A 15,251-nucleotide genomic window follows, 5' to 3' on the forward strand; every position below is an offset into this window, starting at 1 on the left:
TGTCGAAAGGACGACGCTTCGGCTACCGGGCGTGCTCCCGCAGCAGCGAGCGGGTGATGGCGGCGACGTCCGGGACGCCGGTGAGGGCCATCGTCAGGTCGAGCTCGGCGACGATGTTCTCGGCGACCTGCCGTACACCGTCTGCACCGGCGATCGCGAGACCGTAGATGTGCGGCCGCCCGAGCAGGCACGCGTCGGCGCCGAGGGCGAGCGCGACGAACACGTCCGCGCCGGAGCGGATGCCGCTGTCGAACAGGACCGTCGGGTCGGGGCCGACGGCGTCGCGGACGGCGACCAGCGCGTCGAGGGCGGCGACCGTGTGGTCGACCTGCCGGCCGCCGTGGTTGGAGACGATGATGCCGTCGACCCCGGCCGCGACCGCGGTCTTCGCGTCGTCGGGGTGCAGGATGCCCTTGAGCAGGATCGGCAGCTTCGTGCGGCGGCGCAGCGTCTCCACGTGCCGCCAGCTCAGGCCGGGGTTGGAGTAGATGTCGAGGAAGGTCTCGACGGCGGCGCGCGGCTCCTTGGAGCGCAGGTTGGCGGCGGTGCCTCCGGGGTGGTTGCGCGCCATCGACCACAGCGTCCGCAGCGCGCCGAGCGTGACCTGCGGCCTGCCGGCGGGGGCGGTCATGCGTTCGCGGACGATCTCCATGAAGCGCGGGTCCGAGGTGTACTGAGCGATCCCCAGACCCTGCGCGAACGGCAGCGAGCCGAGGTTGAGGTCCTGCGGTCGCCAGCCGAGCAGCGTCGTGTCGAGCGTGACGACGAGCGCGCGGGCGCCGCAGTCCTCCGCACGGCCGATCATCGAGTCGACGAGCCGCTCGTCGGTCGACCAGTACAGCTGGTGCCAGAACGGGGTGTCGCCCATGCTTGCCGCGGTGCGCTCCATCGGGTCGCAGCCCTGGCTGGAGAAGATGTACGGCACGCCCGCCGCGGCCGCGCCCTCGGCGATGCGGACGTCGCTGCCCGGCGTCACGAGCGCGCCCGCGCCGACGGGGGCGAGCAGCAGCGGCGCGCGCAGCGGTGTGCCGGCCACCGTGGTGGTGAGGTCCCGCGTGGTGACGCCGTGCAGCATCCGCGGCACGATCCGCCACCGCTCGAACGCGGCCCGGTTGTGTCGCATGGTGGCGCCACCGCCCGCGCCGCCCGCCACGTACGCCCAGGCCCTCCGCGACATGGCCCTGCGCGCCCGCCGCTCCAGCTCGTCGGCGTCGGTGGGCACGTCCGGCGCGCGCCCGAGCACGCCGGCGCGGTAGATGGCGTTCTGCCTCAGCCGGCCCGGGCCGGGGGTGCTGGTCATCGGAAACCTCCGTGGAAACCCGCGGCGTTCGCCGCGGGGAGGAAGCGGAGGTAGGGAGGTCGATCCGCCGCCAAGGCGGTTCGGCGTCCACCCGCGCTCGCCGTAACGTTCACTGGTTGGCGTGTTAGCTTATGGGCCTTGTCCAGGACTGTGAAGCGTGCGTTCAAGTACCGCTTCTACCCGAGTGCCGAGCAGGCTGCTGAGCTTGCCCGGACGTTCGGGTCTGTCCGGTTGGTGTACAACATGGCGTTGCAGGCTCGCACCGAGGCGTGGGCTATGCGGCAGGAGCGGGTCAACTACAACGCCACCAGCAGGCTGCTCACCGGCTGGAAGAAGACTGAGGAGCTGTCGTTCCTCAACGAGGTCTCCTCGGTGCCGTTGCAGCAGGCGCTGCGTCACCTGCAGTCCGCGTTCACGAACTTCTTCGCCAAGCGGGCCAGGTATCCGACGTTCAAGTCCAGGAAGCGGTCGTGTCGCTCGGCGGAGTACACCAGCAGCGCGTTCCGCTGGCGGGACGGCCGGCTGACCCTGGCCAAGATGGATGCGCCGCTGGACATCGTGTGGTCGCGTTCCCTGCCGGAGGGAGCATCGCCGTCCACGGTGACCGTGTCGCAGGACGCCGCGGGCCGCTGGTTCGTGTCCCTGCTCTGCGAGGACCGGGTCGAGTCCGTCCCTGCCGCGGGTGCGGTCGGTGTCGACGCCGGCCTGGACAGTCTGCTCACGCTGTCCACCGGTGAGAAGGTGGTCAACCCGAAGCATGAGTGCCGGGACCGGGCCGCGCTCGCCCGCGCTCAACGCGACCTGGCCAGGAAGGAGAAGGGGTCCGCGAACCGGGCGAAGGCCCGGCTGAAGGTGGCCCGCGTGCATGCCCGGATCAGCGACCGGCGCAGGGATCACCTGCACAAGTTGAGTACTCGGCTCGTTCGTGAGAACCAAACGATCGTGGTCGAGGACCTGACCGTCCGCAACATGATCCGAAACCATCGCCTGGCCCGCGCCATCAGCGACGTGGCCTGGCGGCAGTTCCGCACCATGCTCGAATACAAGACCGACTGGCACGGCCGCACCCTGGTCGTCGTAGACCGATGGTTCCCGTCGTCCAAACTGTGCTCGACCTGTGGCGTGCTCGCTGAGCGGATGCCGCTGCACGTCAGGTCGTGGATATGCCGGTGCGGCACGGTCCACGACCGGGACGTCAACGCGGCCCGCAACATCCTCGCGGAGGGACTCTCCGTGACCGCCTGTGGAGGCGGTGTAAGACCCCAACGAGAGTCATCTCGGACGGGCAGTCGCCGGTGAAGCAGGAAGCCCAGCGGGCGACCGCTGGAATCCCCACCTCAGACGTGGGGAGGACGTCAAGGTTGTCCATCTTCCTCATCGGACGGTGGCCGGCAAAGCGGCTACGGTCGGGGGCGTGACGAAGCACCGGCCCGCCGCGCGGGTCATCTGCCTGGACGCCGCCGACCGGGTGCTGCTGCTGCGGTGGCGGGACCCTTCCGACGGCAGGTGGCTGTGGGAGCCGCCCGGTGGCGGCATCGACCCCGGCGAGACCCCGTTCGAGGCGGCGCGGCGGGAGCTTGCCGAGGAGACGGGCCTCGACGCGGCGCGCGTGGGGGAGCGATGGGTGCCGGTGTCCCGCGACTCGTGGTGGAAGGGCGTCCGGTACGTCGGGATCGAGCAGTTCTTCCTCGCCCGGTTCGACACCGAGCGGCCGCCGCTGGTCCGGACCGGCCTGCTGCCCCACGAGCAGGTGACGCTCGACTCATTCGCGTGGGTCGCCTGGCCGGACCTGGCGTCGCTGCCGGACGAGCTCCAGCCGCCGCAGCTGCTGGAGGTACTGGTGGCCCTGGCCCCGGACGGCCCGTGGTCGGCGCCTCGCCCCTGACGGGGTCGCAACCTGGGCTGACCGGGCCGCAACCTGGGCGCAATGCGGGGCAGGCATCATGGAGTGCTTCCGACCGAGAGGGTTGTCGTGCTGCTGTCTGTCGCCGCCGCGGTGGTTGCCGCGCCGTTCGTGTGGTTCGTCGGGTCCGTCGCCGGGGTCGCTACGGCGACGGCGCTGCAGGAGGTGCGGGTCGAGCGGCAGGTCCGCCGGATCCGGCGGGAGCGCGCGGGATCACCATGGGAGTTCCGGTCTCCGGGTCGGGCATGACGCGGCAGGCCAGGCCGAAGACCGCCGCGACGACCGGCGCCGTCACCACCTGAGCCGGCGTCCCCTCGGCGACGATCCGGCCGGCGCGCATGGCGATCAGGTGCGTCGCGTAGCGGGCCGAGAGGTGCAGGTCGTGCAGCACCGCGACGAGGGTGCGGCCGCGGTCCCGGTGCAGCCGGGCGCACAGCTCAAGGACCTCGATCTGGTGGGTGACGTCGAGGTACGTGGTCGGCTCGTCGAGCAGCAGCAGCGGCGTGTCCTGGGCCAGGGCCGTCGCGATCCACACCCGCTGCCGCTGGCCGCCGGACAGCTCGTCGACCGGGGTCGTTGCCAGGGCGGTGGTGCCGGTCGCCTCCATCGCGTCGCGGACCGCGTGCCGGTCGGCGGCGGTCCAGGGGCCGAGGGGGCCGTGGTGCGGGTACCGCCCGTGGGCCACGAGGTCGGCGACGGTGATGCCGCCGGGCGCGGTCGCCGTCTGTGACAGCAGCCCGAGGGTCCGGGCGACCTCGCGGGTCGGCCGGGTGCGGATGTCGTGCCCGTCGAGCAGCACGGCGCCGGCCCGGGGGCGCAGCGTCCTGGCCAGGGCCCGCAGGAGCGTCGACCGCACCTACACGGTGCGGGAGCAGCGCGGCGACGAGTTCGACGTCGACTTCGCCGTGCACGACACGGTCACCGCCGGCCCCGCGTCGACCTGGGCCCGGCACGCGCGCCCCGGCGACCGCGCCGTCGTGCTCGCCCCGACCGTCGCCGACAACGGCGGCGTCGACTTCCGCCCGCCGGAGGGCACCGACTGGGTGCTGCTCACCGGCGACGAGACGGCCGTGCCGGCGCTCGCGGGCATCCTGGCGTGGATCGGCACCTCCATGCCGGTCCGGGCGTGGATCGAGGTGCACGACGCGGCCGATGTACGGGACCTGCCCCGCCCCGAAGGCGCCGAGCTGACCTGGCTGGTCGGCGGTGGCGTCCTGGACGCGGTCCGCGCCGCCGAGCTGCCGCCGGGCACCCCGTACGCGTGGGTGGCGGGGGAGCCCGGCGTCGTGCGGTCCGTGCGCCGGCACCTGGTCCATGAGCGCGGCATCGACCGCCGCCGGGTCATGTTCACCGGCTACTGGCGCCGCGGCGCCACCGAGGACGACCTGATCGTGGAGGCGCAGCAGAACGCCTAGAACGGGGGGAGGGCCTTGAAGCGCTCGTCGAGGCGGATGCTGGGCAGCAGCCGGCGCAGCATCGCCCGGGTCGCGGTCAGCGGGTGGTGCGGGAACTCGGCGTCGTACTCCTCGTCGTCGGCGTGGTGGGAGGGCAGGCCGCCGGTGGCGTCCGGGGCGAACGGTGACGGCTTGTTCATCCGTTCGGGACCGAGCTTCGCGAAGATGAGTGCCTCCCGTCCGCCGGTCGTGCCGGTCTCCGCGGCCTGCAGCTTCAGCACGGTGCTGCAGGTGGCCCGCGGGACCGTGTAGGAGCCGAGGAACACCAGGCCGTGGCCCTGCGGGTGGCGCACCTTCACCACCTGCCGCAGCGCGGGCACGCCGTCGACCGGCTCGACGGCCGCGTCGATGAGCCCGCCGCCGGCCGCCGCGGTCCGCCGGGCCGTGCCGGCGAACAGGGCGGCGGGGTCGTGCAGCGGGGCCGGCAGGTCGGGGCGCAGGTCGAAGAAGTGCAGCGTCATCACCGGACCCTGCTCGTGCTGCCAGGCGTACTGATCCACCTGTTGGAAGCCCGTGAGGTCGAGATGGGTGATCGCGCTCATAGAAGATCACCCTATTGGGCGACCAGGCAGGCATGAAATGCGACGAAAAGACCGTTTTATGACTCATACGACCAGGGGATTCGGGTGACTGGCGTGGATCCCCGGCTGTCTCCATCGGCTCGCTGGCAGTACGGTAGACCCGGCGGGGTCTTCACTGCCGGCAACGATGGCCGGCAGGACTCGCCGTGTTTCAGGAGGAACGTGTGGCTAGCGGTACCGTGAAGTGGTTCAACTCCGAAAAGGGCTTCGGCTTCATCCAGCAGGACGACGGCGGCGCGGACGTCTTCGTGCACTACTCGGCCATCGCGAGCAGCGGCTACCGCGAGCTCACCGAGGGCCAGAAGGTCGAATACGACGTGACCCAGGGCCAGAAGGGCCCGCAGGCGGACAACGTCCGCGGTCTCTGACCTTCTCCATCCTGCTCCGGAAGCCGCGCACCTGCCGGTGACCGCTTGCATGACGGGCCCGTGCGACGCTCAGCTGATGGGCGTGGCGCGGGCCCGTCGCCATTGCTGAGGGCAGGCGTCCGGGTGCAGCAGCGCGGCGAGCGCCTCCACCCCGTCGACGAGCCGCGGGCCGGGCCGCACCACGATGCCGTCGGCGTCGATCGCCCACACGGCGGCGTCCGGGAAGCGCGGCGCGACGAGCCGGGCCTGCTCGGCGGCGCCGTCGAGGTGGAACCCGCACGGCGCCACCACGACCACGTCCGGCCTCGCCGCGGTCAGCGTGTCCCAGGTCGTCGCCTGCGACCGCGCGCCGGGATGCGCCGCGACCGGCTCCCCGCCGGCGGCCGTCACCAGATCCGGCACCCAGTGGCCGGCGGTGAACGGCGGGTCGACCCACTCCACGACGAGCACCCGCGGCCGCGGGCGCCCGGCGACCGCCGCCGCGACCGCGTCCAGCCGCGCCCGCAGGCCCGCGACCAGCCGGGCCGCCCGGTCCGGCACCCCGGCGCGGGCGGCGACCGCCACGATCGTGCCGAGTACTTCCTCCAGGGAGTGCGGGTCGAGCGACAGCACGTCGGCGCGGCAGCCGAGGTGCTCCAGGGCGTCGGACACGTGCCCGGACGGCAGCGCGCACACCCGGCACAGGTCCTGCGTCAGGATCAGCTCCGGGTCGAGCGCGGCCAGGGCGCCGGCGTGCAGCGTGTAAAGGTCCTCGCCCGCCGCGAACCGCTCCCGCACATACGCGTCGATCTCCGCCGGCGCCATCCCGCGGGTGTCGCGCCCGCCGACGACCACGGTCTTGCCGGTCCGCGCGGCCGGCGGCTCGTCGCACTCGAACGTCACGCCGACCAGGTCGTCGCCGAGTCCAAGCGCGTAGACGATCTCCGTCGCGGACGGCAGCAACGACACCAGGCGCACGCCCGCCAGACTAACGGGTGAGTGAACGCGCGCCGGGATTCACCCGGTGACACTTCACCGTCCTGCCGCCCCCCATTCACCCTGCGTCACGGGATCGGTGGGATAGCCTCTTCGAGGACGCGGCGCTCGCGTCAATCCCCCCGTGAAATCCGCGATTGTCAGCGAGGTCTGACGCTGGTCCGCCCGGCCCGCGTCCCTACCCGTCGCGCTTGCGCGAGGGAGAGGTATGTGGTGACGCGAGTGCGGTCACGGTCGCGGCACGGGCGCAGGCCCGTGACGCTCGAGCAGCTGTATTCGGGGCGGGACAACGGGATCGGCGCGATCCGGCTGGGCCTGGCGGTCCTGGTCGTGTTCACGCACGGCACGTCGCTCGGCTTCGGCTGGGAGGATCTCGGCGAGTCGCTGTTCCGGGGGCAGACCAACACCGGCACCCTCGCGGTGTTCGGTTTCTTCGTGCTTTCGGGGCTTCTCATCACGCGCAGCGCGGCGCGCACGACGATCGGCCGGTTCGTGTGGCACCGGATGCTGCGCATCCTGCCGGCGCTGTGGGTGTGCCTGCTCGTGACGGCGTTCGTGGTCGCGCCGCTCGTCGCGTTGCACGAGTGGGGGACGCTCCGGGGGTTCTGGTCCGGGCCGAAGGGGCCGCTGCAGTACGTCACCGGCAACTGGTTCACCGGCGTCCGCCAGTACGGCATCCACGACCTGCTCGGTGCGTCCACCCCCTGGGGGCGGCAGTCCGGCGGCAGCGTGTTCGACGGTGCGCTGTGGTCGCTGGTGTACGAGGTGCTCTGCTACGCCGTGGCCGGGACGCTCGCCGTCACCGCGGTGCTGCACCGCAGGCGGTGGCTGGTCGTGTGCCTCGCCCTCGCGCTGTACGGCGTCGTCGTCACCGACCAGATCCAGGGCCGCCCGCTGACGGGGCCGCCGACCCCGCACTACGGACAGGTGCACCTGCCGCTGCTGGGCGAGGTGTCGTTCCACTGGCTCATGTACCTGGGGCTGCTGTTCCTCGCCGGGGCGGTGATGGAGCTGTACCGCGACCGGGTCGTCATCCATGACGGCGCCGGGTTCGCCGCCCTCGCCGCCCTCGCCGGGTCACTGCTGCTCGGCGGCTTCTTCGTGATCGGGTTCCCGGCCCTGGTGTACACGCTGGTCTGGGCGTCCGTGCGGCTGCCGGCCGGGCTGCGGTGGATCGGCCGGCGCAACGACTACTCCTACGGCGTCTACATCTACGGGTTCATCGGCCAGCAGGTCCTCGCCGGCCTCGGCTGGAACCGGTGGGGGTACGTGCCCTACATCGCGATGTCCCTGACCGCCGCGTTCGGCGCCGCCGCGCTGTCATGGCACCTGATCGAGCGGCGCGCGCTCGCGTTCAAGGACTGGACGCCGCGCCGCACGCGCACCGTCGCGAAGGTGCCGGCCCAGCCGACCGGCCCGGGTGCCGCCGCGGACGCTCCTGTCACCGGGGACGGACCTATTGTGGTGGGAGGCCGAAGAGACTGATCAGGCCGGCGCTGCGCAGCGCGCGCAGCAACGCGGCCGACGGGTGCTCCAGCACCAGCCGCGAGCCGGCGTGCTCGGCCAGCCGCTGCGCGGCCACCAGGGCGCCGATGCCGCTGGAGTCGACGAACGTGACGAGGCGCAGGTCGAGGTGCAGCGTGCCCGGCGGCGGCTGCAGCGCCCGCTCGACGCAGCGGCGGAACCGGTCCGTGGCACCGTAGTCGAGCTCGCCCCGGGCCACGATGACGATGCCGCCACCGATGCGTCCTTGCACGTGCAGGCTCATGTCCACCGAGCACCGTCCCAACTCCGGATCGGTGAACCCTATCTGCCCTGCTCAGCGGTGGTTCGTTGTCATCCGGCAAGCGACGCGGCGGGGGCGCGGCGAAGCGCCCCCGCCCCGGGTGTTCAGCGCACGAACTGGGTCTCGACGCCGGCGTCGACGGCGTCGCCGATGCCGTAGACCCAGGCGGCACCGACCGGGTCGCCGAGCTGGGCGCGCAGCCACAGCGCGGCCCACCGGGCGATGTTCTCCACACCCGCCGCCTGGTTCAGGGTCTGCGGCGACAGGTCGGGCCGGGCGCCGGCGACACTCACGTACAGCTTCGGCACGCCCTGCAGGACCGCGCAGGTGCCGAGGCCGTTCGCGGGGCTGCCGATGCCGTCCGCGGCGCCCTGGATCAGCGCGACCGGGACGGTGTTGGCGACCGGCGGGATCCCCGGCGAGCCGGGGGCGGCGTTGTCGGTGCCGTAGAACGCGGCCGCCCGCAGCTGCGACGGCGCGGGGACCGGCACGTCGGTGAACGGTGGCGTGGACGGGCCCGTGGTCAGGCCGAGCCCGGCGGCGCCGCCGAACGAGTGACCCGTGAGCAGCAGCGTGCCCGCGTCGATCTGGCCCTTGAGCGGCGAGCCGGTGCGGGCGTTCTCCGCGGCGGCCCAGGCGACGGTCCAGGTCGCCTCGGCGCCGTCGGCGTGGAGGCCGGGGACGCCGAAGATGACCCGGGTGTGGCCGGGACGACGGGCGAGCGTGCCGCCCGAGGAGTTCGCCTGCCCGAGCCAGGTCGCGACGTTGTTCAGGAACGGGTCGTTGTTGCCGAGGTTGCTGACCGTGCAGCCGAAGATGCCGGCGGACGGCAGTGTCGGCGCGAACACGACGAACCCGGCCGCGGCGTAGTGCTCGGCGAGGTCGGCCAGGTTGCCGTTGGAGCGGGAGAACCCGTGCTGCAGGTGGACCAGGCCCTTGGCGGTGCCGGCGGGCAGGAACCAGTCCGCCGACGGGTGGTAGGTCAGCCCGGCGCGCGGGACGTCGACGGTGTTGCTGACCTGGGTCCAGGTGCCGGCCGCCGTCGCGGCCCGGGCGGGTGCGGACAGGCTCACCGTGACGGCGATGAGCAGGGGCGGACAGCGCGGTCGGCCGGTTGGAGAACAGCGAGCGCTTACCTCCTGACGTGTATCGCTGGACGAAACGCTGTTTCCTGAGGATCGATTGACCTCCGCTTGTTGGCAGGCTGTCAAGAGGCGTAGAGTCCCGTCGTGGAGGGAAGCCCGTCGATGTCGTATCCACCTTCGCCGTGGTCGCTGCGTGGCCGGATGCACGTGTCCGTGTGGGCCGTGCCGGTCGGCGCCGTGCCGGCGCTGCCGCCGGAGCTGGACGGCGCGGTCCGGGTGCTGCGCGCCGGAAGGCGGGCGTTCGTCGGCACCGCGTGGGTCGACTACCGGCCCGGCGGCGACATGGCATACCAGGAGCTGCTCTCGGCCGTGCTGACCCGGGCCGGCTGGCGGCCGCGCGTCACCATCACGCACATCTGGGTGGACAGCGTCGCGTCCCGGGACGGCGGCCGGGAGCTCTGGGGCATCCCGAAGGACCTCGCCGACCTGACGATCCCGTCCTCGTCCGGCCCCGCCTCGGCGTCCGCCGCGGACGGGCCGATCGCGTCGGCGACCCTGCCGCGCGGGGACGGGCTGCCGCCGCGGCTGCCGGCCGGGTTCCGGGTCGTGCAGGCCCTCGCGGGGCGCGCCGAGACGACCCCGGTGCGCTCGGCCGCGCGCTACGGCCCCGCCCGCGTCGCGTGGACGATCGCGCCCGACGGGCCGCTGCGGTTCCTCGCCGGCCGCCGGCCGCTGCTGTCGTTCGTCGCCGGCGACTTCCGGATGCGGTTCGGCTCGCCTCAGCGCGCTGGCGAGTAGTCCGCTTCGCTCAGGTGGGCCGTGCGCGCCGCGTACTCGGCCGCCATCCCCGGCCAGTTGGTGACGACGCGCCCGCCGTCCGTGCGGTACCAGCTGTCGCAGCCCACCCAGACGCTGTCGCCGAGCCGGCGCTGCATCTCGGCGTCGAACGCGCCCGCGACCTCCGCCCGCACCTCCACCGGACCCCTGCCCGCCAGCATCCGCACCGCCTGCACGATGTAGCGGGCCTGCGCCTCGTGGAAATACACCACCGACGTGTTGCCGGTATTGGTGTTCGGCCCGTACATCAGGAACATGTTCGGAAAGCCCGGCACCGCGATGCCGAGGTGCGCGTAGGCGCCGCCGCGCCACTCGTCGTGCAGGGCGCGCCCGTCCCGCCCGGCGATCCGCACCGGCACGAGGAACTCGGTGGCCGCGAAGCCGGTGCCGTACACCAGGACGTCGCACTCGTGCACGGCGCCGTCCTGCGTGCGGACGCCCTGCGCGGTCAGCCGCTCGATGCCGGTGGTCACCAGGTCGACGTCGGGGCGGCGCAGGGTCCGGAACCAGTCGCCGGTGAACAGCACCCGCTTGCAGCCCATCGCGTAGTCCGGCGTGACCCGCTTCCGGATGCCGCGCGCCTGCACCACGCGCTGTGCGCTGGACAGGGCCCAGACCGCGAGGCGCGCCGGCCGGTTGCCGGTCACGGCCTTGCCCGTCACGACGGTGAGCAGCCACGTGCCGGCCCGCGCGGCCCGCATCACCGCGGGGACCCTGCGGTTGAGCGCCCGCCGCCAGCCGCCGTACCGCCGGTTCGGCTTCGGCAGCGTCCACGGCGCCGTGCGCTGGAAGACGGTGACCCGCGCGGCGTGCGGCGCGATCGCCGGCACCAGCTGGATCGCGCTGGCACCCGTGCCGATGACGCCGACCCGCTTGCCGGTCAGGTCGACGCCGGGGTCCCAGCGCGCCGTGTGCATCGCCGGCCCGGTGAACTCCTCCGCGCCCGGCAGCACCGGGACCACCGGCCGCGACAGCTGCCCCATCGCCGGAATGAGCACGTCGAACTCGTCGGTCTCGCCGCTGTCGTACGACACCCGCCACCGCTCGCCGGTCCAGGCGGCGGCCACGACCTCGGTGCCGAGCCGCAGGTGCGGCTCCAGGCCGAAGTCCCGGACGCACCGCTGGAGATAGCCGAGGATCTCCGCCTGCGGCGGGAAGCGCTGCGACCAGCCGGGGTTGAGCGCGAACGAGTACGAGTACAGCGGCGCCGGGATGTCGCACGCGCAGCCCGGATACGTGTTGTCGCGCCACACCCCGCCGACGCCACCCGCCTTGTCCACAATGGTCAGATCGCGGAACCCGGCCTCACGCAACAGGTGCGCGACCGCGATCCCGCCGAACCCGGCGCCGACGACCAGAATCCGCGTCATAGCTTCCTGAACACCTGCTCCACGAGCGTGACGAGGCTGGTCGACAGCAGCACGTGCACCTGGTCCCGGCTGAGCACGCCGCGCTCCAGCCACTCGCGGGCGGTCGCCTTGGCCAGCCCGCAGTAGGCCCGGACCATCGCCCGCAGCTCGTCACGGTGGTCTTCCTGCCGGTCGAGCCCGACCGCCACCAGGATGCTGTCGGCGGCGATGTCGTCGGCCTCGCGGAGAACCCGCTCGATGTCCGGATCGCGCCCGATCCCACCGCCGTCGACCGCGGCGAGCCACGACCGGCTGTGCCGGGACACCACGTCGAGGAACCAGGTGACGCTGGCGTCGACCCTGGTCGCCAGGTCACCCTCGGGCAGCTGCGCCACGGCGACCGCGGGGATCGTGACGAGCACCCGGACGGCCTCGACGAACAGGCCCTTCTTCGTGCCGAAGTAGTGGTTGATCAGCCCGCGGGCGACCCCGGCCGCCTCGGCGATGTCGGTGGTGGACACGTCCGCATAGGCCCGCTCCCCGAACAGCCGCACCGCGACGGCGAGGATCTGCTCCCGCCTGACGTCAGGCTCCAGCCGCCGCCCCCGCTCGGCGGGCTCCCCGCTCATCCGCATGGCAGCCACCGTGCCCTGTTGTTGGCTGACTGTCAACAACGTACGGTGGCCTCGTGACGGAGCTGTCGCACCACCGGTCCGGCACCGGTCCACCCCTGGTCCTGATCCACGGCATCGGCAGCCGCCGGCAGCTGTGGGACCCGGTCCTGCCCGCCCTCCGGCCTCACTTCGACGTCGTGGCGCTGGACCTTCCCGGCTTCGGCGCCTCCTGTACGACCGGCGCCGCGGACGTACGGTCCCTGGCCGACGCTGTGGTCCGGTTCGCGGGTCCGTCCTTCCATGTGGCGGGGAGCTCGCTCGGCGGTGGGGTCGCGCTCGAGCTCGGCCGGCGCGGCGTGGCCCGGTCGGTGACGGCGTTCGCCCCGATCGGCTTCTGGGGCCCGCTCTCCCGCCGCTGGTGCCAGGCCTCGGTGACCGCCGCCCGCACCCTCGGCCGCCTCACCCGCCCGGTGCTGCCCGCCCTCGCGTCGACGGCGGCGGGCAGGATCGCCCTGTTCGGCCTGTTCTTCGGCCACCCCGCCCGCCTCGACCCCGCGGTGTGCCTCGCCGATGTCGACGCCCTGGTCGCCGCCCCCGCGTTCCGCGCCGCCAGGTCCGCCTTCGCCGGGCACCGCTTCACCGATCCCGGCGCCCTCGCCACCATCCCGGTCACCGTCGCCTGGGGCACCCGCGACGCGATCCTCCCCGCCTTCCAGTCCCGCCGCGCCGCCGCAGCCCTGCCGCACGCCAGCCACGTCAGCCTCAAGGGCTGCGGCCACCTCCCGTTCTCCGACGACCCGGACACCTGCGCCACCCTGATCCGGACCACCGCCGGCACCACCTGACCCGAGCCGAAGCCAGGGAGTTCGGACGCTGGTCGGCGTTGCCATTGCAGGTCCGGACCGCCAGCTGGGTGCCGTTGGTCGTGCTGCCGTTCGTCCAGCAGATGCAACAGTCGCACCGGGCCGCCCAGTGGATGCTCGAAGACACGAGGTCCACGCCGGCCGACCTGCGGGTGCTCCACCCTCCGGCGGGAACGCCGGCGAGATCGCCGCCAACAAGGCGTCGGTGCGGCCGACGTTCGGCGCGGCCGCGCAGGCGACCACCCAGGCCGCCGCCCCGGCGGCCACGACGGAGGCGGCGGCCCTGCCGAAGACCGGCCCGGCGACGAGCCGGTCGTCGTCCTCCCGGCCCGCCGGCGCTGCTCACGCTCGGGATCGGGCTCCTCGTCGTCCTCCCGGCCCGCCGGCGCCGCACCGTGGAAGGGAGGTGAGCGGCATGCGCCGCATCGCGACGGCCGCCGCGGCGCTCGCCGTGGCCGCCACCGGCCTCGCCGTGGTCACCGGAACGGCCGCCGCGGCGCCGGTGGACGCGTCGCTGGGGTGCCGGCTGTACTTCAGTGACGCCGGGACCGGCACGTCGCCGACCACGTGGGCGGGCACGTTCACGCTCAGCCAGTCGCCGGCGAGCTCCGCGGCCGGTCAGCCGGTGACGGTGACCCTCGCCGCCGTCGCCGGCGTGACCAACGGCCCGGTGCCGCTCAACGCCGGCGACGTGCCCGTGCGGGTCACCGTCGCCCTCGGCGGCGCGCAGACCGGGACCGTCACCCTCGGCCAGGCCGCGTACCCGGCGTCGGCGAAGGCCGCCGGGGTGCCGCTCGGCCCGATCAGCGCCACCGGCACGTACACGGCGACGGCGGCGGGCACGGTGCCGCTGGTGGTGCGCCAGGTCGCGTTCGCCAACACGACCGCCACCACGTACTGCTCGGCGAGCGGCGACCGTGACCACAGGGCGGTGCCGGTCGACACGCCGGTCACCGCGTCCGCCGTCGTCGCCCCCGGCCCGTCCGGCTCGGCGTCACCGTCGGCGTCGGCGTCCGCATCACCGTCCGTTTCGGCTTCCGCTTCAGCCTCCGCCTCGGCGGGCGCGGGCGCGTCGGCGTCGAGCACGGAGGCGGTCACCCCCGCGGAGACGTTCGGGCCCGCGCCGGTGACGATGAAGTGCAAGACGCTCAGCACGATCCGGGACTGGACCGCCACGCACACGCTCACCATGTCACCGGCGAACCCGGGTCACGGCGCCAGCGTCACCGTCTCGTACACCTTCGACAACGGCGGCAGGAACGGCCCGGCCCCGATCATCGCCGGTGACCTCAAACCCACCGCCACCGGGAAGCTCAGCGGCGCCCAGTCCGGCACGGTGGAGCTCACCGGCCCGGCCTACGGCGCGATCGCGGCGCAGGCGACCGTGCCCGGCGCCACCCTCACCGGGCAGTTCGTCGCCGGTACACCCGGCGTCGTCACCCTCACCGTCGCGGACATCCTGTTTGACCACCCGCAGGTCGGCACGGAGTGCAACAAAAGGCAACGACCCGGTGACGTCGCCGGCGGACACCACGATCGTCGCGAGGTTCACCGTGAAGTCGACGCCGGCGACCCCGTCGGAGGTCACCGGGGAGGCGCTGCCGAAGACCGGCGACGGCGGGATCCTGCTGTGGGGCACGGCATTGCTGCTCACCGGGGTCGGCGCGCTCGTCGTCCTCCCCAGACGGGCCCGCCGCAGGATCGCCCTCGAATAGGTAGGTGCTCCCGATGTCCGGGCGGCCGCCGGCGGTGAGGCTTGACGCATCGCCCCGGCGCCCCGCCGGAGCACCAGCCAAGGAGCGCACAGTGCACCGCTTTCTCATCGAACGCCAGATCGAGGGCGCCGCGAACCTCACCCAGGAGCAGCTGGCCGAGATCGCCAAGACCTCCAACGCGGCCGTCGACTCACTCGGCGTGCCCTACACGTGGGTCACCAGCTACGTCGCCGGCGACAAGATCTACTGCCTGCACGAGACCGACGACGCCGACACGATCCTCGAGCACGCCCGGCGCGGCGGCTTCCCGGCCGACCTGGTCACCGTCGTGGCGAACGAGTTCGGCCCGCAGACCGCGTCGGCGGCCTAGACCGGACGCGGGTGGCGCCCGCCGGGGCTGGATGCCCGGCGGCGCCGCTCC

At 73.3% G+C, this 15,251-nt stretch carries 16 protein-coding genes and 1 pseudogene; 9 read left to right on the forward strand and 8 right to left on the reverse strand.

All coding sequences use genetic code 11. The annotated features are described in order from the left end of the window. Positions 1–22: 22 nt before the first annotated feature. Positions 23–1,300 carry an alpha-hydroxy-acid oxidizing protein gene (locus ACFY3L_RS19645; RefSeq protein WP_389325506.1) on the reverse strand — a complete coding sequence of 426 codons (1,278 nt, stop codon included), beginning with the start codon at positions 1,298–1,300 and terminating at the stop codon, positions 23–25. A 138-nt stretch (positions 1,301–1,438) separates the two neighbouring features. Between ACFY3L_RS19645 and ACFY3L_RS19650 the strand changes: the two genes are divergently transcribed. Both ACFY3L_RS19650 and ACFY3L_RS19655 read left to right on the forward strand, forming a co-directional pair. Then, positions 1,439–2,599: an RNA-guided endonuclease InsQ/TnpB family protein gene (locus tag ACFY3L_RS19650; protein ID WP_389325508.1), complete on the forward strand. Its 1,161-nt coding sequence runs from the start codon at positions 1,439–1,441 to the stop codon at positions 2,597–2,599. Between the two features lie 115 nt (positions 2,600–2,714). Next, positions 2,715–3,185, forward strand: a complete 471-nt coding sequence (locus tag ACFY3L_RS19655) for an NUDIX hydrolase (RefSeq protein ID WP_389325511.1) — start codon at positions 2,715–2,717, stop codon at positions 3,183–3,185. 160 nt (positions 3,186–3,345) lie between these two features. On the opposite strand, the pseudogene ACFY3L_RS19660 reads toward ACFY3L_RS19655, so the two are convergent. Further along, positions 3,346–4,056, reverse strand: a pseudogene (locus ACFY3L_RS19660) (ABC transporter ATP-binding protein); the annotation flags it as partial. 10 nt (positions 4,057–4,066) lie between these two features. On the opposite strand from ACFY3L_RS19660, the gene ACFY3L_RS19665 reads away from it, so the two are divergent. Beyond that, positions 4,067–4,618, forward strand: a complete 552-nt coding sequence (locus tag ACFY3L_RS19665; protein ID WP_389325514.1) for a siderophore-interacting protein — start codon at positions 4,067–4,069, stop codon at positions 4,616–4,618. Here the strand turns inward: ACFY3L_RS19665 and ACFY3L_RS19670 are convergent. Next, positions 4,615–5,199 carry a hypothetical protein gene (locus ACFY3L_RS19670; protein WP_389325517.1) on the reverse strand — a complete coding sequence of 195 codons (585 nt, stop codon included), beginning with the start codon at positions 5,197–5,199 and terminating at the stop codon, positions 4,615–4,617. The two genes, ACFY3L_RS19665 and ACFY3L_RS19670, sit on opposite strands and share 4 nt — an antisense overlap. 203 nt (positions 5,200–5,402) lie before the next feature. On the opposite strand from ACFY3L_RS19670, the gene ACFY3L_RS19675 reads away from it, so the two are divergent. Next, positions 5,403–5,606, forward strand: a complete 204-nt coding sequence (locus ACFY3L_RS19675) for a cold-shock protein (protein WP_360562411.1) — start codon at positions 5,403–5,405, stop codon at positions 5,604–5,606. 69 nt (positions 5,607–5,675) lie between these two features. On the opposite strand, the gene ACFY3L_RS19680 is transcribed toward ACFY3L_RS19675, so the two are convergent. Continuing rightward, entirely contained in the window at positions 5,676–6,563 is an 888-nt protein-coding gene (locus ACFY3L_RS19680; protein ID WP_389325520.1) for a cobalamin-binding protein, read from the reverse strand. A 273-nt stretch (positions 6,564–6,836) separates the two neighbouring features. Between ACFY3L_RS19680 and ACFY3L_RS19685 the strand changes: the two genes are divergently transcribed. After that, positions 6,837–8,066 carry an acyltransferase family protein gene (locus ACFY3L_RS19685; RefSeq protein ID WP_389325522.1) on the forward strand — a complete coding sequence of 410 codons (1,230 nt, stop codon included), beginning with the start codon at positions 6,837–6,839 and terminating at the stop codon, positions 8,064–8,066. Here ACFY3L_RS19685 and ACFY3L_RS19690 read toward each other — a convergent pair. Both ACFY3L_RS19690 and ACFY3L_RS19695 read right to left on the reverse strand, forming a co-directional pair. Continuing rightward, positions 8,038–8,349 carry an STAS domain-containing protein gene (locus ACFY3L_RS19690; RefSeq protein WP_389325525.1) on the reverse strand — a complete coding sequence of 104 codons (312 nt, stop codon included), beginning with the start codon at positions 8,347–8,349 and terminating at the stop codon, positions 8,038–8,040. The two genes, ACFY3L_RS19685 and ACFY3L_RS19690, sit on opposite strands and share 29 nt — an antisense overlap. 122 nt (positions 8,350–8,471) lie before the next feature. Further along, positions 8,472–9,440 (reverse strand): hypothetical protein, encoded by a 969-nt coding sequence (locus ACFY3L_RS19695; RefSeq protein WP_389325527.1) that lies wholly within the window; start codon positions 9,438–9,440, stop codon positions 8,472–8,474. A 174-nt stretch (positions 9,441–9,614) separates the two neighbouring features. Here ACFY3L_RS19695 and ACFY3L_RS19700 point away from each other — a divergent pair, with 174 nt between their 5' ends. Further along, the gene (locus ACFY3L_RS19700; RefSeq protein WP_389325530.1) at positions 9,615–10,250 is read left to right on the forward strand and encodes an acetoacetate decarboxylase family protein; all 636 of its coding nucleotides are present in this window, start codon (positions 9,615–9,617) and stop codon (positions 10,248–10,250) included. Here the strand turns inward: ACFY3L_RS19700 and ACFY3L_RS19705 are convergent. Continuing rightward, positions 10,232–11,659, reverse strand: coding sequence for a flavin-containing monooxygenase (locus tag ACFY3L_RS19705; RefSeq protein ID WP_389325533.1), 1,428 nt, complete (start codon positions 11,657–11,659; stop codon positions 10,232–10,234). The two genes, ACFY3L_RS19700 and ACFY3L_RS19705, sit on opposite strands and share 19 nt — an antisense overlap. Continuing rightward, complete coding sequence (locus ACFY3L_RS19710; protein WP_389325536.1) at positions 11,656–12,273, reverse strand: TetR/AcrR family transcriptional regulator; 618 nt, start codon at positions 12,271–12,273, stop codon at positions 11,656–11,658. Before ACFY3L_RS19710 ends, ACFY3L_RS19705 begins: the two co-directional genes overlap by 4 nt. Positions 12,274–12,326: 53 nt before the next feature. Here ACFY3L_RS19710 and ACFY3L_RS19715 point away from each other — a divergent pair, with 53 nt between their 5' ends. From ACFY3L_RS19715 to ACFY3L_RS19725, 3 genes are all read left to right on the forward strand, one after another. After that, positions 12,327–13,097, forward strand: coding sequence for an alpha/beta fold hydrolase (locus ACFY3L_RS19715; protein WP_389325539.1), 771 nt, complete (start codon positions 12,327–12,329; stop codon positions 13,095–13,097). 433 nt (positions 13,098–13,530) lie between these two features. Continuing rightward, positions 13,531–14,868: a hypothetical protein gene (locus ACFY3L_RS19720; protein ID WP_389325542.1), complete on the forward strand. Its 1,338-nt coding sequence runs from the start codon at positions 13,531–13,533 to the stop codon at positions 14,866–14,868. Positions 14,869–14,921: 53 nt separating this feature from the next. Continuing rightward, positions 14,922–15,200 (forward strand): DUF4242 domain-containing protein, encoded by a 279-nt coding sequence (locus ACFY3L_RS19725; RefSeq protein WP_389325545.1) that lies wholly within the window; start codon positions 14,922–14,924, stop codon positions 15,198–15,200. The last annotated feature ends 51 nt before the right edge of the window (positions 15,201–15,251 follow it).

Origin of the sequence: Dactylosporangium sp. NPDC000521, from assembly GCF_042898305.1 — a bacterium.
Taxonomy (GTDB): Bacteria; Actinomycetota; Actinomycetes; order Mycobacteriales; family Micromonosporaceae; genus Dactylosporangium.

Coding starts and splice junctions, on each gene's coding strand:
- ACFY3L_RS19670 (WP_389325517.1), bottom strand. CDS start 5,199: ATGAGCGCGATCACCCATCTCGACCTCACGGGCTTCCAACAGGTGGAT.
- ACFY3L_RS19705 (WP_389325533.1), bottom strand. CDS start 11,659: ATGACGCGGATTCTGGTCGTCGGCGCCGGGTTCGGCGGGATCGCGGTC.
- ACFY3L_RS19710 (WP_389325536.1), bottom strand. CDS start 12,273: ATGCGGATGAGCGGGGAGCCCGCCGAGCGGGGGCGGCGGCTGGAGCCT.
- ACFY3L_RS19700 (WP_389325530.1), top strand. CDS start 9,615: ATGTCGTATCCACCTTCGCCGTGGTCGCTGCGTGGCCGGATGCACGTG.
- ACFY3L_RS19690 (WP_389325525.1), bottom strand. CDS start 8,349: ATGAGCCTGCACGTGCAAGGACGCATCGGTGGCGGCATCGTCATCGTG.
- ACFY3L_RS19720 (WP_389325542.1), top strand. CDS start 13,531: ATGCGCCGCATCGCGACGGCCGCCGCGGCGCTCGCCGTGGCCGCCACC.
- ACFY3L_RS19645 (WP_389325506.1), bottom strand. CDS start 1,300: ATGACCAGCACCCCCGGCCCGGGCCGGCTGAGGCAGAACGCCATCTAC.